Annotated in this window: 22 protein-coding genes; 16 read left to right on the top strand and 6 right to left on the bottom strand. The window is 71.5% G+C overall.

Annotated features, from left to right (window positions below; genetic code table 11):
• Positions 1-107: 107 nt before the first annotated feature.
• A complete protein-coding gene (locus DA075_RS21735) occupies positions 108-2,909 on the bottom strand; it encodes a heparinase II/III domain-containing protein (RefSeq protein ID WP_099955000.1) in 2,802 nt (933 codons plus the stop codon).
• Between the two features lie 264 nt (positions 2,910-3,173).
• Here DA075_RS21735 and DA075_RS21730 point away from each other — a divergent pair, with 264 nt between their 5' ends.
• The 10 genes from DA075_RS21730 to fliP all read left to right on the top strand — a co-directional run bounded on the left by DA075_RS21730 (position 3,174) and on the right by fliP (position 9,548).
• Complete coding sequence (locus DA075_RS21730; RefSeq protein WP_232387535.1) at positions 3,174-3,548, top strand: flagellar basal body protein; 375 nt, start codon at positions 3,174-3,176, stop codon at positions 3,546-3,548.
• A gap of 2 nt (positions 3,549-3,550) precedes the next feature.
• Complete coding sequence (gene flgC, locus DA075_RS21725) at positions 3,551-3,967, top strand: flagellar basal body rod protein FlgC (protein WP_099954999.1); 417 nt, start codon at positions 3,551-3,553, stop codon at positions 3,965-3,967.
• A gap of 7 nt (positions 3,968-3,974) precedes the next feature.
• Positions 3,975-4,328 carry a flagellar hook-basal body complex protein FliE gene (gene fliE, locus DA075_RS21720; protein ID WP_099954998.1) on the top strand — a complete coding sequence of 118 codons (354 nt, stop codon included), beginning with the start codon at positions 3,975-3,977 and terminating at the stop codon, positions 4,326-4,328.
• A gap of 13 nt (positions 4,329-4,341) precedes the next feature.
• On the top strand, positions 4,342-5,130 hold the full coding sequence (flgG, locus tag DA075_RS21715) for a flagellar basal-body rod protein FlgG (RefSeq protein WP_099954997.1): 789 nt from the start codon (positions 4,342-4,344) through the stop codon (positions 5,128-5,130).
• A gap of 140 nt (positions 5,131-5,270) precedes the next feature.
• Entirely contained in the window at positions 5,271-5,759 is a 489-nt protein-coding gene (gene flgA / locus DA075_RS21710; protein ID WP_099954996.1) for a flagellar basal body P-ring formation chaperone FlgA, read from the top strand.
• On the top strand, positions 5,759-6,910 hold the full coding sequence (gene flgI, locus DA075_RS21705) for a flagellar basal body P-ring protein FlgI (protein WP_099954995.1): 1,152 nt from the start codon (positions 5,759-5,761) through the stop codon (positions 6,908-6,910). The genes flgA and flgI overlap by 1 nt, the downstream gene beginning before the upstream one ends.
• Positions 6,907-7,488 carry a MotE family protein gene (locus DA075_RS21700; protein WP_099954994.1) on the top strand — a complete coding sequence of 194 codons (582 nt, stop codon included), beginning with the start codon at positions 6,907-6,909 and terminating at the stop codon, positions 7,486-7,488. The genes flgI and DA075_RS21700 overlap by 4 nt, the downstream gene beginning before the upstream one ends.
• On the top strand, positions 7,488-8,240 hold the full coding sequence (gene flgH / locus DA075_RS21695) for a flagellar basal body L-ring protein FlgH (RefSeq protein WP_099954993.1): 753 nt from the start codon (positions 7,488-7,490) through the stop codon (positions 8,238-8,240). Before DA075_RS21700 ends, flgH begins: the two co-directional genes overlap by 1 nt.
• Before the next feature lie 25 nt (positions 8,241-8,265).
• On the top strand, positions 8,266-8,760 hold the full coding sequence (locus DA075_RS21690) for a flagellar basal body-associated FliL family protein (RefSeq protein WP_099954992.1): 495 nt from the start codon (positions 8,266-8,268) through the stop codon (positions 8,758-8,760).
• An 8-nt stretch (positions 8,761-8,768) separates the two neighbouring features.
• Entirely contained in the window at positions 8,769-9,548 is a 780-nt protein-coding gene (gene fliP, locus DA075_RS21685; RefSeq protein WP_232387534.1) for a flagellar type III secretion system pore protein FliP, read from the top strand.
• Between the two features lie 279 nt (positions 9,549-9,827).
• On the opposite strand, the gene DA075_RS21680 is transcribed toward fliP, so the two are convergent.
• From DA075_RS21680 to DA075_RS21665, 4 genes are all read right to left on the bottom strand, one after another.
• Positions 9,828-10,934, bottom strand: coding sequence for a microcin C ABC transporter permease YejB (locus DA075_RS21680; protein WP_099954990.1), 1,107 nt, complete (start codon positions 10,932-10,934; stop codon positions 9,828-9,830).
• 4 nt (positions 10,935-10,938) lie between these two features.
• The gene (locus DA075_RS21675) at positions 10,939-12,780 is read right to left on the bottom strand and encodes an extracellular solute-binding protein (RefSeq protein ID WP_099954989.1); all 1,842 of its coding nucleotides are present in this window, start codon (positions 12,778-12,780) and stop codon (positions 10,939-10,941) included.
• Positions 12,780-14,621 carry an extracellular solute-binding protein gene (locus DA075_RS21670; protein ID WP_099956725.1) on the bottom strand — a complete coding sequence of 614 codons (1,842 nt, stop codon included), beginning with the start codon at positions 14,619-14,621 and terminating at the stop codon, positions 12,780-12,782. Before DA075_RS21670 ends, DA075_RS21675 begins: the two co-directional genes overlap by 1 nt.
• 208 nt (positions 14,622-14,829) lie before the next feature.
• Entirely contained in the window at positions 14,830-15,369 is a 540-nt protein-coding gene (locus DA075_RS21665; protein WP_099954988.1) for a c-type cytochrome, read from the bottom strand.
• A gap of 278 nt (positions 15,370-15,647) precedes the next feature.
• Between DA075_RS21665 and DA075_RS21660 the strand changes: the two genes are divergently transcribed.
• Together DA075_RS21660 and DA075_RS21655 are read left to right on the top strand one after the other, a co-directional pair.
• A complete protein-coding gene (locus tag DA075_RS21660) occupies positions 15,648-16,391 on the top strand; it encodes a 3-deoxy-manno-octulosonate cytidylyltransferase (RefSeq protein WP_099954987.1) in 744 nt (247 codons plus the stop codon).
• A gap of 20 nt (positions 16,392-16,411) precedes the next feature.
• Positions 16,412-17,266 (top strand): prephenate dehydratase, encoded by an 855-nt coding sequence (locus tag DA075_RS21655; RefSeq protein WP_099954986.1) that lies wholly within the window; start codon positions 16,412-16,414, stop codon positions 17,264-17,266.
• Positions 17,267-17,435: 169 nt separating this feature from the next.
• Here DA075_RS21655 and gph read toward each other — a convergent pair whose 3' ends face one another.
• On the bottom strand, positions 17,436-18,134 hold the full coding sequence (gph, locus tag DA075_RS21650; protein ID WP_099954985.1) for a phosphoglycolate phosphatase: 699 nt from the start codon (positions 18,132-18,134) through the stop codon (positions 17,436-17,438).
• A 195-nt stretch (positions 18,135-18,329) separates the two neighbouring features.
• On the opposite strand from gph, the gene DA075_RS21645 reads away from it, so the two are divergent.
• From DA075_RS21645 to DA075_RS21630, 4 genes are all read left to right on the top strand, one after another.
• Positions 18,330-18,740 carry a hypothetical protein gene (locus tag DA075_RS21645; RefSeq protein ID WP_099954984.1) on the top strand — a complete coding sequence of 137 codons (411 nt, stop codon included), beginning with the start codon at positions 18,330-18,332 and terminating at the stop codon, positions 18,738-18,740.
• A gap of 248 nt (positions 18,741-18,988) precedes the next feature.
• Positions 18,989-19,699, top strand: coding sequence for a ribose-5-phosphate isomerase RpiA (rpiA, locus tag DA075_RS21640; protein WP_099954983.1), 711 nt, complete (start codon positions 18,989-18,991; stop codon positions 19,697-19,699).
• A 66-nt stretch (positions 19,700-19,765) separates the two neighbouring features.
• Positions 19,766-20,314, top strand: a complete 549-nt coding sequence (locus DA075_RS21635) for a DUF2059 domain-containing protein (RefSeq protein WP_099954982.1) — start codon at positions 19,766-19,768, stop codon at positions 20,312-20,314.
• Positions 20,311-21,531, top strand: coding sequence for an O-antigen ligase family protein (locus DA075_RS21630; RefSeq protein WP_232387531.1), 1,221 nt, complete (start codon positions 20,311-20,313; stop codon positions 21,529-21,531). Before DA075_RS21635 ends, DA075_RS21630 begins: the two co-directional genes overlap by 4 nt.
• Position 21,532: the final 1 nt, after the last annotated feature.

The raw sequence follows: 21,532 nt of genomic DNA, 5'->3' as shown, positions 1-21,532 counted from the left end.
GTTCGAAGGCGCTGCGGTATTAGAGCTTCCCCATGCGGTCCCACCATGAGGCAGAGAGCGAGACGACGGTCCACGCGATCGACCGCATCGATCGTCTCGAGCGGCCGTCAGCCCCCCATGACGAACCGCCCCAGCTCCTCCCGCGCCAGCACCCGGGCCAGCGAATCCTCCGCCGGGCCGTCGACCGCCATCAGGAGGCCGCCGCAGATCGTGCCGCGGCCCGAGACCGCGTAGCGCAGGGTGCAGGCGGGGTCGAGGAGGCCGGGGCGGCCGACGACGAAGCCCTGCATCGTGCCGGGCCGGTCGCTGCGGCCGATCACCGTCTCCAGCCCGGCCACCCGGCCGGCGATCGCGAAGGGTACCAGGCCGAGGCGCCGGCCGCCCTGGCGGGCCTGCACCCGGCGGGCCCCCTCGACGGCGACCAGGGTCTCGGGGGCGAGATGGGCGAGGCCCCAGAAGGTCAGGGGGCCACCCTCCGCCGGGGTGAAGCGGTCGATCACCGCGAGGCCCGACAGGTCGTGCGGCAGCACGAAGAACCGCAGGTGGCGGCATCCCGGCCCGTGCACCGTGGTCTCGATTGCGTGGGCCATGGCGCCGGGCAAGGCGAGGCTGCCGCGGTGGAGGCCGCCCCCGGCCACGGGCTCGTATCCCTCGATCACCGCGACGTTGTGGGCGCGGGCCGAGAGCAGGTAGTGGCGCGCCGCTCCGGTCTCGACCTGCTCCGAGCCGCCGGCCTCGACGATCCAGCGGGTCGCCCCTGCGGCGTAGACGTAGGAGGTGCAGTCGGCGTGGCCCTGCGGCGAGGTCTCCGCGAAGGTGCAGGCGAAATGGGCCCAGCCGCGCCCGGCGGTCTCGTGTCGGGCCGACAGGCCGCCGGGTCCCAGGGTCGAGGACGCCGATGCGGCCAGGGCGGGTCGCTGCGCCACCAGCCCGGCGCCGCCGCGCAGCCGGGCGATCCAGCCCGCATCGTCGGTGCCGGGCAGCACCTCGCCGAAGGGCGGCAGCCGCCCCCCGGGATCGAGGAGGTTGGCCAGCTCCGACAGGGCCGCCTCCGTCCGGGCGGCGACGAGGGGGCCGGGCGCGGCCTCACCGAGGGCGTCCCGCAGCGCTCGCCCCAGGGTGACGAGGTCGAGGCGGCGGTGGAGCGAGGATTCCGCGAAGCGCCCATCCTCAGGCAGAAGGGCCGGCACGCCGTCGCGCAGGCTGTCGCGGGCGAGCCCGTTCCAATGGGCCGAGAGCGGCAGGCGCGGCAGGGCGCGGGCCAGCGTCAGGAGCGCGGCGGCGGCCTGGAGCTGGTGCAGGCTCTGCCCGAAGGTGTTCTGCCCGACGATCTCCGCCAGGGCGAAGCCGTGCCGCACCGCCTCCCCGGTCAGGACCGGCGCCGCCGCCCCGGCCCCCGGAAGGGCAAGGAGCCCGATCCAGACCTCGGCCCGGGCCGGCAGCGCCCCCGGATGCAGGCTCAGGGGATCGGCCGGCTGGCCCCAGGGATTGGCCCGCGACCAGGCCTGCGCGAGGGCGAGCGCCCGGGCCGGCGCCGTCTCGGCCAGCGCCAGGAGCCAGGTCAGGGACTGGTAGGCGAGGCGCCACGAAATCGCGCGGGAGGGCGCGGCGCGAAACGGGTCCTCGCGGAAGCTCGGCGCCTCCGGCAGGGCCCAGTCCGGGCAGCCGGCGAGGCGCAGGGCCAGGCCGCCGTCGGGCCGCAGCGCCACCGGGCGCTCGGCCTCGCCCCGCAAGGACCGGGCGCGGGCGAGCGGCAGGGCGGCGGCGCCGGCTTCGCCGGGACCCAAGATCCAGGCCGCCTCGGCGCCGGGATCCTGCCCGAGCCGGGCCGAGAGGCGGGCGAGGAAGCCCGGCGCGTCGAGCAGGTCGTCGCCGCACAGGCTCTCCAGCCGGAAGCGGTCCTCGAGCGCCACTTCCGGGGGGCCGACGAGCTCCACGGTGGCGAGGGACTCGCCCTCCTCCTCCCAGGTGCAGAAGCCGAGATCGAGGGAGGTCGCGCCCGGCGGCGGCTGCAGGTCGAGGGTGAAGCGGCGCGCCTGCGGCCTGGCCGGCAGGTTGATCGCGGCGCCCAGGCTCCGATTCGCCCCTGAACCCGGCTCCCCTGAACCCGGCTCCCCACGACCCCGCTCCCCTCGACCCGGCTCCCCTTGGCCCAGCTCCCCTCGGCCCAGCTCACCCTGGCCCGGCTTCGCTCCCAGTCCCGGGACCGCGACGGTGCCCGGATAGGGCGGCGGGATCTCCGCCCCGTCGCGGTCGCGATAGACCAGGCTCACCCGCGCGGCGTGCTCGTCGGGCCGCGCGGCGTGGATCTGCCCGCGCACCACGAGGCCGAGGCCCGGGACGAGGCCGTGGCGCAGGGGCTCCGGCGAAGGGCCGAGGCGGCGGCGGCGGAACGCGCCGGCTGCCAGCGGCGTGCCGGGGCGCAGGCGCGGCTCGGCGATCGTGAAACTGTCGGTGTTGCGCCAGGAGCGGAACGTGAGCGCGAGACCGCGCGCCTGCGGCGGCACCCCGAAGGCCAGCCGCACCGGGGCCGACCGGACGAGCTCGCTGCCGGCGGGCTGGCAGGCCGGCCCGGCGATCCAGGCGCTGTGCGGATCGAGCAGGGTGCGGGCGAGGCCCGGCACGTGGTCGAGGTCGAGGCTCGACCCGTCGGCGGCCAGGAAGTCGAACCCCGCGAGGGCGAAGTCGAGGGCCTGCCCCCCCTCCTCCTCGGCCGTCCAGGCGAGGCGGGCCTCCAGGCAGCACCAAACCTCCGCCGGCAGGTGGCGGAAGGTCAGCTGCACCCGGGACCAGCGGTTGTTGGCGGTGATCGTGTGCTCGCCTTCGCGCGCGCCCGGTCCCGCCCCGCCCGCGTAGCGGGCCTGGACCGGGAGGAAGGCCGGCGCGGAGGGCAGCAGGGCCGGGAGCATGACGCGAAGGGGAGAGCCTGGGCGGGGTACCCCGCGCCAGTGCCGGGGAGTGGCCGTCCCTGTCAAGGCGCTGAGGGGCCCGCGCCATTCCCGTCCCGGAAGCTTCGGCCCGGACGGCCCTGCATCGGGCCGGCACCGGGCGAGCCCCGCCAGCGTCGCCAGCCTCGTGCAAGGTAGCGCTTCTAAATCCTCGGTTACGCGGCAGGACCCGAAGGGCGGGTCGTTTCGGCACAGGTAGGGAGCGGCGGGCATGGGGGCATTCGCGTGACGGGACTCTTCCTGTTCGATCTCGCCTCGATGCACGCCAGCTACCTGTCGGTGCGCCAGTCGACGATCGCCGGCAACGTGGCCAACGCCAACACCCAGGGCTACCAGGCCCGGGACACCGTGCCCTTCGCCCAGGTGCTGGCCCGCACCGGCTCCGACATGGCGATGACGTCGCGGGCCCATCTCCAGGCCCCCGGCCTCGGCGTACCGGTGCGGACCGACAAGACCGGCTGGGACGTGCTCGAGACCTCGAGCAGCGTCAGCCTGGAGCAGGAGATGCTGAAGGCGAGCGAGGTGTCGCGCCAGCACAACCTCGATGTCGGGGTGGTGCGCAGCTTCCACCGCATGCTGATGTCGGCCGTGAGGAGCTGATCGTGATCGATCCCCTGCAGACCGCCACGCGGCTGGCGAGCGCGGGCCTCGAGGCCCAGTCGCTGCGCATCCGGGTGGTGTCGGAGAACCTGGCCAACGTCCAGTCGACGGGCGACGCGCCGGGAGCCGACCCGTATGCGCGCAAGACCGTGACCTTCAAGGCCGAGCTCGACCGGGCGGTCGGCGCCGCCTCGGTGCGGGTGCGCGACATCGATGTCGACAAGACCCCGTTCCGGGTCGAGCACGACCCGAGCAACCCGGCGGCGGACCAGAACGGCAACGTCAAGCTGCCGAACGTGAACGCCCTGATCGAGATGGCCGACATGCGCGAGGCCAACCGTTCCTACGAAGCCAATCTGCAGGTGATCAAGCAGGCCCGCGCGATGGTGGCCAGCGTGATCGACCTCCTGAGGACATGAGCTAGCGATGATCGAGGCCCTCACTCTCTCGGCCTTCGACCTGGCCGCCGCATCCGGCCGCCCCGAGGCCGCGGCCGCCGTCCAGCGGGCGATGCTGCCCCCGGTGACCGGTGCCGGCCTGCCGGGCGCGGACGCCGCCGCTCCCGCCGATTTCGGGCAGATCATGGCGAGCTTCGCCTCGGGCGTGCGCAACGACCTGCGCGCCGGCGAGGCCGCCTCGATCGCCGGCATCCAGGGCAAGGCCTCGACGCAGCGGGTGGTCGAGGCGGTGATGTCCGCCGAGCAGAGCCTGCAGACCGCGGTGGCCATCCGCGACAAGGTCGTGGCCGCCTATCTCGAACTGAGCCGCATGGCGATCTGAGGATTCAACGCAGATGAGAGCGCTCGCCGTCGCCGCCACGGGCATGTCCGCCCAGCAGCTCAACCTCGAAGTCATCGCCAACAACATCGCCAACCTGAACACCACCGGCTTCAAGGGGGCGCGGGCCGAGTTCACCGACCTGCTCTACCAGGCCGAGCGGCAGCAGGGCGTGCCCAACCAGTCCGGCCAGGAGGCGATCCCCGAGGGCGCGATGCTGGGCCTCGGCGTGCGCGCCGCGGCGATCCGCAACCTGCATCGCCAGGGCCAGCTCACCAACACGGCCAACCAGCTCGACCTGGCCATCAACGGCCGCGGCTACTTCCAGATCACGAGCCCGAGCGGCGAGATCAACTACACCCGCGCCGGCGCCTTCAACAAGAACGCCACCGGCCAGCTCGTTACGCTCGAGGGCTACACGGTCGACCCGGCGATCCTGATCCCGAACAACGCCACCGAGATCACCATCAACCAGTCGGGCCAGGTCTACGCCAAGATCGACGGCCAGGTGGCGCAGCAGAATATCGGCCAGATCACGATCGCCAACTTCGCCAACGAGTCGGGCCTCGAGCCCCTCGGCAACGGCCTCTACCGCGAGACCCCGGCCTCGGGCGCCGCGGTGATCGGCAATCCGGGCGATGCCAGCTACGGCAAGATCCAGCAGGGCTACCTCGAAGGATCGAACGTCGATCCGGTCAAGGAGATCACCAGCCTGATCACCGCCCAGCGCTCGTTCGAGATGAATTCCAAGGTGATCCAGGCCGTCGACGAGATGGCGGGCACGATCTCCAAGGGAATTCGCTAAGTCGCGTCCGCTGAGTCGAATCCGCTAGCCCGGATCCGCTGATCCGGTCCGCGGCGGGCCCGCGATCCGGCCCGCCGCTCTCGGCGAGACTGCCACGCCGCCGCAAGGCGGCGCCACTCCTCCCGGCACGTACAACCCCCATGCCCTCCTCTTCCCGGCGCTTCCTCCTTCTCCTGGCGCTCCTCGGCCTTCCGGCCGCGCTCGGCCTCGTCCCGTCGGCTCCCGCGCGCGCGGCCGACGAGATGATGCTGCCGGTGCCGACCGTGACGATCTATCCGGGCGACACGATCAAGGAATCGATGCTGCGGCTCCAGGCCTACCCGACGACCTACCGGGCCCGGGCCGCGGTCATCGACGCGCCGCTCGCCATCGTCGGGCGGGTCGCCCGCCGGACGCTGCTGCCGGGCGAGCCGGTGCCGGTCAACGCGGTCGACGATCCGCGCCTCGTGAGCCGCGGCACGCCGACCCAGATGATCTTCGAGGAGAACGGCCTCGTCATCACGGCGGTCGGGGCGCCGCTGCAGAATGGCGGCCTCGGCGAGACCATCCGGGTGCGCAACACCGACACCAACCGCATCGTGCTGGGCACCGTGATGGCCGATGGCCGCATCAAGATCGGCGGCTTCTGATGATGCGCGCCGCCTTCCGCATCGCGCTCGCCCTGGTCGTCGCCTTGGTCGTCGCCTCGGCACCGGCCGTCCCGGCGCGCGCCGCCGCGCCGGTGATCGCCAGCGGCGGCTATACCCGGATCAAGGACATCGCGAGCCTCAAGGGCGTGCGCGACAACCAGATCGTCGGCTATGGCCTCGTCACCGGCCTCCAGGGCACCGGCGACACCCTGCGCAACGCCCAGTTCACCGAGCAGGCGCTGCAATCGATGCTCGACCGGATGGGCATCAACGTGCGCGACGCGCGCCTGCGCACCCGCAACGTCGCCGCCGTGATGGTGACCGCCGACCTGCCGCCTTACGTAGGCGCCGGTTCGCGCATCGACGTGACGGTCACCTCGCTGGGCGACGCGACCTCCCTGCGCGGCGGCACCCTCCTGATGACGCCCCTGTCGGGCGGCGACGGCAACGTCTACGCCGCCGCGCAGGGGCCGCTGGCGGTCTCGGGCTTCTCCGCCCAGGGCCAGGCCGAGCAGCTGACGCAGGGCGTGCCGACCGCCGGCCGCATCCCCAACGGCGCGCTGATCGAGCGCGAGGTGCCGGGCGCGTTCCGCGACCTGCCCGAGCTGATCTTCGAGCTGAAGAATCCCGACTTCAAGACCGCCACGATGATCGCCGACGCGATCAATGCCTACGCGGTCGGCCGCTTCCGCCACCGCATCGCCAGCCCGCGCGACCAGCGCTCGGTGGTGCTCCAGCGCCCCCGCGACATGATCCTGCCCCGCCTCGTCGCCGAGATCGGCGACCTGACGATCCAGCCCGACGTGCCGGCCCGGGTCGTGGTCGACCAGCGCACCGGCACGGTGGTGATCGGCCGCAACGTGCAGATCTCCACGGTGGCGGTCACCCACGGCAACCTCACGGTGCGGGTCACCGAGACGCCGGAAGTGTCGCAGCCCGCGCCGTTCTCCAACGGCCAGACCACGGTGGTGCCGCGCACCGAGGTGGCGGCCCGCGAGGAGCAGGGCAAGCTCGCGGTGCTCGGCGGCTCCGACCTGCAGACCCTGGTGCGCGGGCTCAACCAGGTAGGCCTGAAGCCCACCGACATCATCGCGATCCTCCAGGCGGTGAAGACCGCCGGTGCCCTCCAGGCGGAGCTCGTCGTCCAATGAGCCGGATCCTCGTGACAGCCCTCCTGCTGGCGCTCGCCGGCCCGGCGCTGGCCGCCGGCGACGGCCATGGCGGGGCGGCGAGCGATCCGGCCAAGGACGCGGCTTTGCGCGCCATCGCCGCCCGGGACGCCCCGAAGGAGCCGACCGCCCAGGATTTCGTCGCCAAGGACGTGAAGGACCCGGGCAGGACCGGCTACTGCGCCACCATCGCGGATGCGGCGGCCGATGCCCGCTTCGCCTGGCAGAAGGAGCAGCTCGCCGCGCTCGAGAAGCAGGTCGAGGAGCGCATCCGCCGCCTCGAGGAGAAGCGCGCCGAGTACGAGGCGGTGGTCCAGCGCCGCAAGGAGTTCCTGGCCAAGGCCGACGAGAGCGTGGTGGCGGTCTACGCCAAGATGAAGGCCGACGCCGCGGCGCTCCAGCTCGCCAACATGCCCGAGGACAACGCCGCGGCGATCCTGGTGAAGCTCAATGCCCGGGCGGCGAGCGCGGTGCTCGCCGAGATGGAAGCCTCCCGCGCCGCGGCCCTGGCCCGCCGCATGGCCGAGGCCGGCCGCCGCAAGGACAACGAGAGATCGTGATGACCCGCCCGAACCAGGCCACCCGCCTCCTCACCCATCGCCTGCTGTCCTTGGCCGCCGCGGGTCTCGCCACGTCGAGCCTTTTCCTGGCCGGCTGCCAGAGCAAGCTCGACGAGTTCGGCCGCCCGCCGGTCCTGACGCCGATCGGCACCGGCCTCGCCGCCCCGCGCGAGGCCCTGCCCTCGACCTTCGGCTCGCTCCAGAGCCGGCACGGCTACCACTCGACCTGGTCGCCGGCGAGCGCCGACCTGTTCCAGGATCCCCGCGCCCGCAACATCGGCGACGTGCTGACGGTCAGCATCCTGATCAACGACAAGGCCCAGTTCGACAATGCCAGCGACCGTTCGCGCAGCCAGAAGTCGAGCCTCGGCTTCGATTTCGGCTACGGCGTCTCGGGGCTGAAGGATTCGGCCACCGCCGATACCGGCATCCGCTCCGGCACCGAGACCAAGGGCCAGGGCACGATCGACCGCAAGGAGACCTTGAGCCTGTCGGTCGCCGCGGTGATCACCGAGGTCCTGCCGAACGGCAACCTTCTGATCAGCGGCTCGCAGGAGATCCGGGTCAACAACGAGGTCCGGGTGCTCAACGTCGCCGGCATCGTCCGGCCGCGCGACATCTCGCGCAAGAACACCATCGACTACGACAAGATCGCCGAGGCCCGGGTCTCCTATGGTGGCCGCGGCCGCCTGACCGACGTGCAGGGACCGACCCTCGGCCAGCAGATCTTCGAGACCGTCGCGCCGTTCTGACGGCCTTAGAACTTGAGGACCCGCGATGGCGGACAAGAAGGACGAGACGAAGAAGGGCGGGGCCAAGGCCTGGATCGGCGCGCTCGCCCTCTGCACCCTGGTGGCGGTCGGCACCGGCGCCGGGCTCGGCCTGTACCTGATGACGAGCGTCGAGAAGGCGGTCGACCAGAAGACCCGCGAGGCGCAGGAGCACGAGAAGGCCGCCAAGGTGCTGAACTACTCGGGCGAGCTGTCCCTGCGCAGCGTCGGCTCGGTGGTGACGAACCTCGCCGAGCCGGCCGATTCCTGGATCCGGCTCGAATCCTCGGTGGTGTTCAAGACCGGCAGCCTGCCGACCCCGGACATCACCGTGGCGGAGATCAAGGCCGACATCGTCGCCTATCTGCGCACGCTCTCGACGGCGCAGATCGAGGGGGCGAGCGGCCTGCAGCACCTGCGCGAGGACCTCAACGAGCGCGTGTCCTTGCGCACCAAAGGGGCGATCCGCGAGCTGATCGTCGAGGCCCTGGTGGTGCAATGACGGGTCCCGTGAGCCGGCGCACCGTTCTCGCCCTCGGGACGCTCGCGCTCCTGCTCCTGCCCGCCGGCGCTGCCCTGGCGCAGGGTGCGGCGGGCGGCAGCGGCGTCACCGGCATCCCGGGCCTCGACGCGCTCCTGCCCCCCGGCAACGGCGCCGCGAGCGGGCGCATCCTCCAGCTCGTCGCCCTGCTCACGGTGCTGTCGCTCGCGCCGGGGCTGCTCGTGATGGTGACGAGCTTCACGCGCTTTGCCGTCGCCTTCTCGTTCCTGCGCTCGGGGCTCGGCCTCCAGAGCACGCCCGCCAACCTCTTCCTCGTCAGCCTGTCGCTGTTCATGACCTTCTACGTCATGGCGCCGACCTTCGACCGGGCCTGGAACGAGGGCGTGCGGCCGCTTCAGGAGAACCGGATCAGCGAGGAGGAGGCCTTCGCCCGCATCACCGATCCGTTCCGCGAGTTCATGTCGGCCCAGGTGCGGCCGAAGGATCTCCAGACCTTCCAGGACCTCGCCACCCGCACCTTCCCGAAGGCGCAGGAGGGCGAGAAGATCGACCTGCGCATCCTGATCCCGGCCTTCATGATCTCCGAGCTGCGCCGCGGCTTCGAGATCGGCTTCCTCATCGCCCTGCCCTTCCTCGTCATCGACATGATCGTCTCCACGATCGTGATGTCGATGGGCATGATGATGCTGCCGCCGACGGTCATCTCGCTGCCGTTCAAGGTGCTGTTCTTCATCCTGATCGACGGATGGAACCTGCTGGTGAGCGGGCTGGTGCGGTCGTTCTTTTAGCGGTGGTTCGACCGCCGGACCGGTCATTGACAACCGTCCGCCACCGTCCGTCCCGGGGCCCGCCGCAGGCGAGAGCCCGGGATGATTGATGGAAGGTGTGGATTGCTGGAGAGATCTTTCGAACGAGTCTGTCATACCATCGCGCTTTCGCATCGACACGTCGATGCGAAAGCGGCCGGCGCATCAGCGCCGGCGCCCATTCGGGCTTGGCCAGCGCCTTCGAACGAGTCCTTTCGAAGGCGCTGCGGTATCGGACCTGCCCCTTCATCGCGGCGCGCCTCACGCCGCCCGCGCCTCGAAATCGATCCTGGGATCGATCCAGCTATAGGTCAGGTCGGAGATCAGGTTCACCACCAACCCTAAGAGCGAGAAGATGTAGAGGTTGGCGAACACCACCGGGTAGTCGCGGTTCACGATCGATTCGAACGACAGGAGGCCCAGCCCGTCGAGGCTGAAGATGGTCTCGATCAGGAGCGAGCCGGCGAAGAACGCCGAGATGAACGCGCCCGGGAAGCCCGCCACCACGATCAGCATCGCGTTGCGAAAAACGTGGCCGTAGAGCACCTGGCGCTCGGACAGGCCCTTCATCCGCGCGGTCAGCACGTATTGCTTGCGGATCTCGTCGAGGAACGAGTTCTTGGTCAGCAGCGTCGAGGTGGCGAAGGCGCCGATCGCCATGGCGATGATCGGCAGGGTGATGTGCCAGAGGTAGTCCGTCACCTTCTGCCAGAGCGGGAATTGCGACCAGCCCTCGCTGGTCAGGCCGCGCAGGGGAAAGATCTGCAGGAACGAGCCGCCGGCAAACAGCACGATCAAGAGGATCGCGAACAGGAAGCCGGGGATCGCGTAGCCGACGATGACGACGCCCGAGGTCCAGACGTCGAAGGGCGAGCCGTCGCGGACCGCCTTGCGGATGCCCAGCGGGATCGAGATCGCATAGGAGATCAGCGTCATCCAGAGCCCGAGGCTGATCGAGACCGGCAGCTTCTCGCGGATCAGCTGGAGCACCGAGACATCGCGAAAATAGCTCTTGCCGAAATCGAAACGGGCATAGTCCCACAGCATCTTCAGGAAGCGCTCGGGCGCCGGCTTGTCGAAGCCGAATTGCTGCTCCAGGCGCTTGATGAAGGCCGGATCGAGGCCTTGCGCGCCGCGGTAGCGGGAATTCGACTCCCCGCCTCCGCCGGTCGACGGGCCGCCGCGCCCGGCGAGGTCGCCGCCGCCGCCGGTGACCCGGGACATGGCGGTGTTCTGGCCCTGGAGCTGGGCCAGCACCCGCTCCACCGGCCCGCCGGGGGCGAATTGCACGATCGCGAAGGAGATCAGCAGGATCCCGAGGATCGTCGGGATCATCAGGAGCAGGCGGCGCAGGATATAGGCGGCCATGATGTCAGGTCCGTCCGATCTTTCGGGCCTTGTCGGCGTCGTGCCACCACAAGGCGGGCACGCCGAGGCCATATCGGGGCAAGTCGCGCGGCCGGCCGTACAGGTCCCAGAGCGCGAGGCGGTGAGTGGCGCCGTACCACATCGGCACCCAGTAGCGGCCGGCGCGCAGCACCCGGTCGAGTGCCCGGCAGGCGGTGGTGAGCGCCGGCCGGGAGGCGGCGTCGGCGATTCGGTCGAGCAGCGCGTCGGCGGCGGGGTTCTCGATGCCGGCGAGGTTCTGCGAGCCCGGAATCCTGGCGCTGCGGCTGCCATAGACCTCGCGCAGGGCCGCCCCCGGTGTGACCGAGCCGCCGAACCGGGCCGAGACCACGTCGAAGTCGAAATCCTTCAGCCGTGCCTGGTACTGCGCCGCGTCGACGAGGCGAGAGCTGGCGCGGATGCCGAGCAGGCTCAGGTTCTTGATGTAGGATTGCAGCAGCGGCTGGAAGACCGGGGAGGAATCCAGGAACTCGAAGGCGAGCGGCTGGCCGTCCGGCAGCGTCATGACGGTGCCGTCGCGGGTGCAGCCGGCCTGGCGCAGGAGCGTGTCCGCCCGGCGCAGCAGGGCCCGGTCCTGGCCCGATCCGTCCGAGCGCGGCGGCGACCACGGCTCGGTAAAGACCTCGTCGGGCACCTGGCCGCGGAACGGCTCGAGGAGCGCCAGTTCCTCAGGCGACGGCTTTCCGTCCGCCTTCAGGTCGGAATTCTCGAAGAACGAGGCGGTGCGCTTGTAGGCGCCGTACATCAGGTTCTGGTTCGACCACTCGAAGTCGAAGGCGAGCCCGATCGCCTCGCGGATGCGCGGATCGCGGAAGACCGGCCGGCGGGTATTGAGGAACCAGCCCTGCGTGCCCGAGGGCGTGGCGTCCGGCACCGTCTCGCGCCTGACCCGGCCTTCCTGGGCGGCCGGGAAGTCGTAGCCCGTGGCCCAAACCCGGGAGGTGAATTCCTCCCGCCATGTGAAGGTGCCGGCCTTGAACGCCTCGAAGGCGACGTCGCGGTCGCGAAAATACTCGTAGCGAATGTCCGAAAAGTTGTACTGGCCGATCGTCACCGGCAGGTCGGCACCCCAGTAATCCGCGACGCGCTCGAAGGCGATGAAGCGGCCGATCTCGAACCGCGCCACCCGGTAGGGTCCGGAGCCGAGCGGCGGCTCCAGGGTCGAAGCCTCGAAGTCGCGGCCGCGGTAATAGGTTTCCGAGAAGACCGGCAGGCCGGCGACGATCAGCGGCAGGTCGCGGCTGCGGCCGGAGGCGAAGCGCACCACCACCGCGTCGTCGCCCTCCGCACTCGCACTCGTCACGTCGCGCAGGACGGCGGCGATCTGCGGGTGGCCCTTCTCCTTCAGCGTCGTGATCGAGAAGGCGACGTCGCGGGCGGTGAGCCGCGAGCCGTCATGGAAGCGGGCCTGCGGGCGCAAGGCGAAGCGGTAGGACAGGCCGTCGTCGCCGACCGTCACGCTGCGGGCGACGAGGCCGTAGACCGCGTCCGGCTCGTCGAGGGCCCGGACCATCAGGCTGTCGAACGTCAGGTCCATGCCGGCGGCGCCGTCGCCCTTCAGCACGTAGATGTTGAGGGTGTTGAAGGTCTCGAAGGCCTGGTTGCCGCTCGTCGTCGAGAGCTGCGCCGAGAAGGTGCCGCCCTTCGGCGCCAGCGGGTCGACGTAGTCGAAGCGCGCGAAATTCGCCGGGTATTTCAGGTCGCCGAAGCTCGACAGGCCGTGGCGCTCGGCGCCTTGCGCGAAGGCCGGGGTGCGGGCGGCCAGCAAGGCCGCCCCGCTTCCGACCAGGAAGCTGCGCCGGCGCATCACCGCGCCGCCCCGGTCTTGGCGGCCAAGTCTTGATCGTACCACCACGTCGTCGGGAAGCCCGAGGCGCCGTATTTCGGCAGGGTCGCCGGATGGGCGAAGCGGTTCCAGCGCAGGGTCCGGGACACGTTCGAGGACCATTGCGGCACCACGTAGTCGTGGGCGAGAAGCACCCGGTCGAGTGCCCGGGTCGCCGCCACCAGCTCCTCGCGGTCGCCCGCATAGATCACCTTGTCGATCAGCGCGTCGATCCCCGGATCCTTGATGCCCGCGAGGTTGCGCGAGCCCGGCCGGTCGGCGGCGGCCGAGCCCCAGCAGTCGCGCTGCTCGTTGCCCGGCGAGAGCGATTGGGCCCAGTTGCTGAGCGCCAGCGCGTCGAAATCGAAGCTGCGGGCGAGGTTCTGGTACTGGGCCGGATCGACCACGCGCAACGTCACCTTGAGGCCGATGCGCTCCAGGGCGGCGCGATAGGGCAGCACGATCCGCTCGGCCGAGTTGTCGTAGCCGAGGAACTCCACCGTGAAGGGCTGGCCGGTCGCCTTCTCGACCATCTGGTTGCCGCGGATCTCGTAGCCCGCTTCCTGGAACAGCCGCACCGCCTCGCGCAGGTTCGCGCGCACCGCCTCGGGGGTGCCGTTGACCGGGTTCTTGTAGGGCGTGGTGAAGACGGAAGCCGGCACCTTGTCCTTGAGGCTCTCCAGGATGGACCGTTCCCGCCCCTCCGGCAGACCCGACGAGGCTAGCTCGGTGCCGAAGAAGTACGAATCGACCCGCTTGTAGAGCCCGTAGAACAGGGTGCGGTTCATCTCCTCGAAGTCGAAGGCGAGGTTGAAGGCCCGGCGCACCCGCGCGTCGGCGAATTTTTTCCGGCGCAGGTTGAGGGTGAAGGCCTGCATGATGCCCATGCCGGCCTGAGGGAACTCCTCCTTGACGATCCGCCCCTCGCGCACGGCCGGGAAGCCGTCATAGGCGGTGGCCCAGTTGCGGGCGATGTTCTCAGTGCGCCAGTCGAACTGGTCAGCCTTGAACGCCTCGATCATCACCGTCGCATCGCGAAAATACTCGGCGCGCTGGGTGTCGAAATTGTTCGCGCCGCGGTTCACGGCCAGGTCGCGGCCCCAATAATCCGGCACCCGCTCATAGGTGGCGGTGCGGCCGGCCTCGAACCGGGCGAGGCGGTAGGGCCCGGAGCCGAGCGGGATCTCCAGCGTCGTCTCGGTCGGGTTGCGGGTCTTGCCCGATGCATCCTTGCCCTCCCACCAGTGCTTGGGGAGAACCGGGAGCTGGCCGACGATCTGGGGCAATTCGCGGTTGCCCGTTTCCGAGAAGGTGAAGCGCACCTCGCGCGCGTCCACGACCTCGGCCTTCGTCACGTTGTGGTAGTAGGCGGCGTATTGCGGGCTGTTCTCCTTCAGCACCGTGAAGGAGAACACGACGTCGTCCGGCGTCACCGGTTTCCCGTCGTGCCAGCGCGCCTCCGGCCTCAGGCGGTAGACGACGCTGCCGAGATCCTCGGCCGGCCGCACGCCGTCGGCCAGCAGGCCGTAATAGGTCGAGGGCTCGTCCTGGGCCTGGGCCAGCAGGGTGTCGTAGATCAGCGGGATCTGGCTCTCGAGGTCGCCCTTCACCCCGGCGACGATGAGGTTGAAATTGTCGAACGAGCCTTGCGAGCCGAACCGCACCAGGCCGCCCTTCGGGGCGTTGGGGTCGGCATAATCGAAATGCGTGAAGCCCGCCGGGTATTTCGGCTCGCCGAGGAGCGACAGGCCGTGGCGCCAGCCCTCATCGGGGGAGGCGGCACCGCCTGAGGGAGCGCCCTGCGCGCGGATTGCGGCCGGCATGGCGGCGAGGCTCAAGGCGGCAAGGGCGGCGCGGCGAGTGAGAGGGCGTGCGATCACGCGGGGCGATCCTCCGGCTGGGACAGGTCTCCCCCCGTTCTAGGTCGCGGGGGGCACCTGCGCCAACCCGGGCGCGTCGGCGCAGGGGTCTCTCACGCAGAAAGGCCGGGCTCTCGCCCGGCCTCGCGGTGACGCGGTCCTGACAAGCCCGTCAGGGCTTCGGGAACTCGACCGGCTTCTCGGACAGGGTCTTCAGGTAGGCCAGGATGTCGGCCCGCTCGGCGCCCGAGGGCACGCCCGCGAAGGCCATGATGGTGCCCTGGACGTACTGCTTCGGGGCGGTGAGGAAGTGGTCCAGGTCCTCGTAGGTCCAGTTGCCACCCTTGGCCTTCATGGCCGCGGAGTAGCTGAAGCCCTCGTGGCTGCCCTTCGGGCGCTCCACGATGCCGTAGAGGTCGGGACCGACCTTGTTCGGGCCGCCCTTCTCGAAGCTGTGGCAGGCCATGCACTTCTTGGCCGCGGCCTGGCCCTTGGTGGCGTCGGCGCTGGCGAGGCGCACGGGCAGCGGCTCCTCCTTGGCGGCGGCCGGCGCGGCCGCGCCGGCATTCTCCTCGGCGGCCGGCAGCGCGTAGCCGCGATCACCCGCCGGCTTCGGCTTGTAGATCAGCTCGGCCAGGAACCCCGTCCCCATCGCGAGGAGCAGGGCGCCGAGCACTGCGCCGGCGATCTTGTTAAGCTCGAAGGAATCCATGTCTCGGCAGCTCCGATGCTCCGGTGAGCAGGGGCGATGCGAGGCGCGGCCCGGCGCCACGCCGCAGTGAAGGTCCGCCGGTGCTTAGCCGTTCTGCGACGCGGTTGACAATGGCTCTAAACATCGTCGGTTCGTCGCAGAGCGCGGGCGTGTGGACGGCGCCACGGTCTGGCGTGGGCGCCCTGTCATGACAAGCCCGGCCGGCGCTGCTAAGAGCCGCGGCTTGCCGGGCATCCCGTCATCTCGACGACCCGACTCCCGCACAGACCCGAACCCGCATGTCCGACCCCCTCGTCCTGATCCCCGCCCGCCTCGCCGCCACCCGCCTGCCCGAGAAGCCCCTGGCCGACATCGCCGGCACGCCGATGATCGTGCATGTCTGGCGCCGGGCGGTGGAGGCCGGCATCGGCCCGGTGGTGGTCTGCACCGACACGGCCGAGATCGTGCAGGCGGTCGAGGCGGCGGGCGGCCTCGCGGTGATGACCCGCCCCGACCACCCGTCCGGCTCCGACCGCCTGGCCGAGGCCCTGGAGGTGATCGACCCGGAGGGGCGCCACGACGTGGTGGTGAACGTGCAGGGCGACCTGCCGACCATCGATCCGGCGGCCATCGCCGCCTCGGTCGCGCCGCTCGCCGACCGTGCGGTCGACATCGCGACGCTCTGCGCCGTCATCACCCGGCCGGAGGAGCGGACGGAGCCCAGCGTGGTCAAGCTTGTCGGCTCCGAGATCGCGCCGAGGCGGCTGCGGGCGCTCTACTTCACCCGCGCCACCGCGCCGTACGGCGACGGCCCCTTGTTCCACCATATCGGCCTCTACGCCTATCGCCGCCGGGCGCTCGCCCGCTTCGTGTCCCTGCCCCCGAGCCCGCTGGAGCAGCGCGAGAAGCTGGAGCAGCTGCGCGCTCTGGAAGCCGGGATGCGGATCGACGCGGTGGTGGTCGACGACGTGCCGCTCGGCGTCGACACGCCGCACGACCTCGAGCGCGCCCGCGCCATCCTGGCCGCCCGGCGCCTCAACTGATTCCCCCGAAAGCCGTGACGATGAACCGAACGATCTCCTACCAGGGCGAGCCCGGCGCCAACTCGCACATCATCATCCAGGAGGCCTATCCGGACTGGACGCCGCTGCCCTGCGCCACCTTCGAGGACGCGCTGACGGCGGTGCAGGACGGCTCGGCATCGCTCGGCATGATCCCGATCGAGAACTCGATCGCCGGCCGCGTCGCCGACATCCACCACATGCTGCCGGCCTCCGGCCTGCACATCGTCGGCGAGCAGTTCCTGCCGATCCACTTCCAGCTCATGGCCCTGCCGGGCGTGCGGCTCGAGGAGATCCGCACCGTGCACAGCCACGTCCACGCGCTGGGCCAGTGCCGCAAGATCATCCGGCGCCTCGGCCTCAAGGCGGTCGTCGCGCCCGACACCGCCGGCGCCGCCCGCCAGGTCGCCGAAGCCGGCGACCGCTCGCGTGCCTCGCTGTCGCCGCGGCTCGCGGGCGAGATCTACGGCCTCTCCATCCTGGAGGAGGACGTCGAGGACGAGGCCCACAACACCACCCGCTTCGTCGTGCTCTCCCGCGAGCCGGTCCTGCCGCCTTCGGGCAACGGCCCGACGGTGACGAGCTTCATCTTCCGGGTGCGCAACATCCCGGCCGCGCTCTACAAGGCGCTCGGCGGCTTCGCCACGAACGGCGTCAACATGACCAAGCTCGAGAGCTACATGGTCGAGGGCCAGTTCACCGCGACCCAGTTCTACGCCGAGGTCGACGGCCACCCGGAGGAGCCGGGCTTGCGCCGGGCGCTCGACGAGCTGGCCTATTTCTCGAGCGCGTTCCGGATCATCGGCACCTATCCGGCGCATCCGTTCCGGGAGAGCGCGCGGCCGCCGGCGGAGTGACGGGCGCAAGGCAGGCCGTCAGCTCCGCCCCGTCCCGTCGGCATCCCCTCCGGTCCATCCCGGGCTCGCCGCAGGCGGGGAGACCCGGGATCCGAGGCGCAGGACGTACCGGCGAGGCGGAGGGCGGCAGGCCTCTCGGGCAGATCTTTCGCCCGGGCCGACCCTGTGCTCAGTCCACGCCGCGATCGAGCCGCCGCACCGCCTCGTAGAGCGCATCGAAGTGCTGGATCACCACGTCCGGCTCCAGCTCCTCCACCGGCACGTCGGTATAGCCGAACGGCACTGCCACCACCGGGATGCCGGCAGCCTTGGCGGTGGCGACGTCTGTGCGGGAATCGCCCACCATCACGGCCCGGGCCGGATCGCCGCCGGCCTGTGCGATCGTCTCGGTGAGATGGCGCGGATCGGGCTTGAAGTACGGGAAGGTGTCCCGGCCACAGATCGCCGCGAAACGGGCCTTCACGCCGAGCAGCTCGAGGAGCCGCACCGAGTGGTCCTCCGGCTTGTTGGTGCAGACCGCGAGGCGGTAGCCGGCCTCCTCCAGCCGGTCGAGGGAATCCACCACCCCGGGAAAGAGGTGCGACACGTTGCAGAGGTTCTCGCCGTAATGAGCGAGGAAGACCCGGAACAGCGCGTCGAGCCGGTCCGGCATCAGCTCGCGCCCGCCGGCCGCGAAGCCGCGCTGGATCAGCGCCCGTGCGCCCGCCCCGATCAGCTCCCGGGCCTGCGAGACCGCCACCGGGGGGAGCTCCTCCCGCTCCAGGATCACGTTGAGCGTGCCGATCAGGTCGCCCGCGGTCTCCGCGAGGGTGCCGTCGAGATCGAACACGACGATCGGCGGCAGGGCGTCGGGGCTGGAGGTCGGCATGGGCTCTCGCGGGTTGGGGCTGATCGCCGCCTCCCATACAGGCGAGCGTGGCGGCGCGGAACCCGCGCCGGAACCGAGATGCGCTCACGGTGGGACAAGCCCGGGACAAGCGGGTCGAGCTATAACAGCGCGAGAGAGACGATCCGGCCGCCACAGAGGCGCCGTCGTCGCGACGAGGTCGAGGAGCGGCGCGCCATGCGCGGGAGAGCGGGTTATCGGGTCCGAGTGGCCGGGATCGCGGCGGGCCTGCTGGTCGCGGGCGCGGCGCAGGCCGCGTCCTACGAGTTCGTGCCGGCGCCCCAGGCCGACCTCAACCGGGTCTACCGGGTCGACAAGGCGACCGGCGAGGTCATCTCCTGCCAGTACGGGTTGCAGGAGAACACCATCGGCACCACCCTGTGCTTCGGCCCCGGCGAGGGCGCCGGGCCGCAGGCCCCCTCCGAGTACAGCCTGGTGGCGTCGCGCCACCTGCGCGAGGCCGGCGTCTTCCGGGTCAACCAGCGCACCGGCGCGATGAGCATCTGCTACGTGCTCGACGATGCCGTGGTCTGCACGCCCCAAGGCAATGCCGGCAGCACGGCGCCGGCGCCGGCGGGCAAGCCCTGAGGCCGGCGCGCCGCCAAGCGGCAGGCGCTGCGCCCGGCGGACCGGTGGTGCGGCACCGTTCGGGCGAGGCCGGATGGCCGCTTCCGCCTCCCCCGGCCGCGTGCTAGGGGCCTCTCGATCGGTGGGGCCGGCCGTCAGGACGCCCCGCCTGCCCTCCCCGCCCCTCGGGCGACGGGAGGGCGGACGAGAGAGACGAACCGAGGCGCCATGCCGATGTCCCAGATCCGTCAATCCCACGGAGGCCGGTGGTGAGCCCCGCCGCGCTCAAGCGCGCCGCCGCTGCCCGCGCGGTCGAGCTGGTCGAGGACGGCATGCGCCTCGGCCTCGGCACCGGCTCGACGGCGACGCTCTTCGTCGAGCTTCTCGGCGAGAAGGTGCGGGCCGGGCTCTCGGTCGTCGGCGTGCCGACCTCCGAGGCGACCCGCAGCGCCGCCCAGGCCGCGGGCATCCCGCTCACCACCCTCGACGACACCCCCGAGCTCGACCTGACGATCGACGGCGCCGACGAGATCGACCCGCAGCTTCGCCTCATCAAGGGCGGCGGCGGCGCGCTCCTTCGCGAGAAGATCGTGGCGGCGGCGAGCCGGCGCATGGTGGTGATCGTCGACGGCGCCAAGCGCGTCGAGACCCTGGGCCGCTTTCCCCTGCCGATCGAGGTGGTGCCCTTCGGCCTCGGCGCCACCACCCGGGCGGTCGCGGCGGCGATCGGCGCCGCCGGCTGCGACGGCCCCCTCACCCTGCGCAGAGGCGCCGACGGCGCGCCCTTCCTGACCGATGGCGGCCACCTGATCCTCGATGCCGGCCTGGCCCGCATCCCCGATCCGGAGGCGCTGGCCCGCGCCCTCGTGGCGGTGCCGGGCGTGGTCGAGCACGGCCTGTTCATCGGGCTCGCCACCGGCGCGATCGTCGCGGAGGCGGCCGACGGCCAGCCCCGCATCGTCACCCTCGGGGCGGCCTGACGCGCCGTCCGCTTCATCCTCGTCACGGCCGCCCGTCCGGCGGGCGCCGTCTTCCGGAGCAAACCGATGTCCCCGCGCCGTTCCCGAGTTCGCCTGGCGGGCCTCCTCGCCGCGACCCTGTCCAGCCCGATCCTCGTCAGCCCCGCTCTCGCCCAGACGAAGCCCGCCGCTCCCGCCTCGCCGCAGCAGGCCGCGATCACCCCGAGCCACCTCGCGCTGGCCAAGGAGGTGATGCTCTCCTCCGGCATCGCCCGCTCCTTCGACTCGATCCTCCCGGCCTTCGGCGAGCAGATCAAGCAGGCGGCGGTCACCCGGCCCGAGCTGACCAAGGACCTCAACGAGGTCATCGAGAAGATGCAGCCCGAGCTGGAGCTGCAGAAGCAGCGGATCATCGACATCGCCTCGCGCATCTACGCCAACAAGCTCACCGAGGCCGAGCTGCGCGAGATCGCGACCTTCTTCCGCTCGCCCGCGGGCAAGCGCTACGTCGAGACCCAGCCCCAGGTGCTCGACGACATGGTGCAGGCGATGCAGACCTGGACCCAGGAGGTCTCGGAATACATGATGGTCCGGGTGCGGGCCGAGATGGGCAAGCGCGGCCACCAGCTTCAGTGACCGCCCGCACGGCCGGCGAGCGGGCCGGGACGCTCGACCGTCTCGGCGCGATCGTCATCGCCGCCCTGCCGGCCTGCATGGCGGTGGCGAACCGCTCGAGCCCGGTGGTGGTCGGCCTCGCCGGGCTCCTGCTGCTCGCTGGCAGCGTGGCGGCCCGGCGCCCGCTGCGGCCGCTCCTTCTCGCGCCGCTCGCGACGCCTCTGGGCGTGGCTGCCCTCGCCGTCCTGGCCTGGTGCGCGTCGAGCCTCGCCTGGAGCCCCCTGCCGGGCCTGTCGCTGCGCACCCTCTCCGAGTTCCTGCCGGCGCTCGCCGGCGCCTACCTGGTGGCGCGCCTCGCGCCGCCGCATCTCGCCGCCCTCGCCGGGCCGGCTGCCTGGATCCTGATTGCGACCTGCCTGTACGTGGTGGCGGACCTCGCCTCCGGCCTGACGATCCGCGAGGCCCTGGGCCAGCGCGTCGCCGCCTTCGCGTTCAACCGGCCGCTCCTGACCGCGATGCTGCTGGTCTTCCCCCTCGCGGCCTGTCTCGCGGCGACCGGCCGGCGCGGCCTGGCGGCGATCGTCTCGGCCGTCGTCGCGGTGGCGGCCTGGCGCTCGGTCAGCGGCGCGACGGTGCTGGGGCTCGCCGCCGGCGCCCTCACCTTCTGCGTGGTGCGCTGGCTGCCGGCCCGGGCCGGGATCGGCCTCACCGGGGCGGCCCTCCTCGGGGCGCTGGTCCTCGCGCCGGTCGAGGGCGATCTCCTGGCCCGGACCATGCCCGAAGCCGTGCACCAGCGGCTCGCCGCCAGCAGCACCCGGGCCCGGGTCGCCATCGCCCGCAGCTTCGGCGCGGCGGTCGCCGCCGATCCCTGGCGTGGGGCCGGCTACGGCACCTCGGGGCGCTTCCAGGACACGCCGGCGGCCGGGCGGATCGAGCCCGAGCTGCGCGTCATGCTGGCGGTCGGGCATCCGCATAACAGCTTCCTGCAGGTCTGGGCCGAGCTCGGTCTCGTCGGCGCGACGCTCTCGGGCCTCGTCCTGATCCTGACCCTGCGGGCCGTGGCGGCTTGGGGACCGCTCGCCCGCAGCGCCGCCCTGGCGCTCCTGGCGGCGGCCGGCATCGTCGCCTTCGTGGAGCACGGCGCCTGGCAGGCCTGGTGGACCGCCGGCGTCGGCGCGGCCATCGCCTGGCTGCGCGCCCTGACTTATCAGTTAGAAGCCCTAACAACAGAGCGGTGAT

The sequence above is a fragment of the Methylobacterium currus genome (assembly GCF_003058325.1).
In the GTDB taxonomy this organism is placed as follows: domain Bacteria; phylum Pseudomonadota; class Alphaproteobacteria; order Rhizobiales; family Beijerinckiaceae; genus Methylobacterium; species Methylobacterium currus.
Note: the sequence above shows the minus strand (reverse complement) of the source record. Positions and strands in the feature narration are given on the sequence as shown.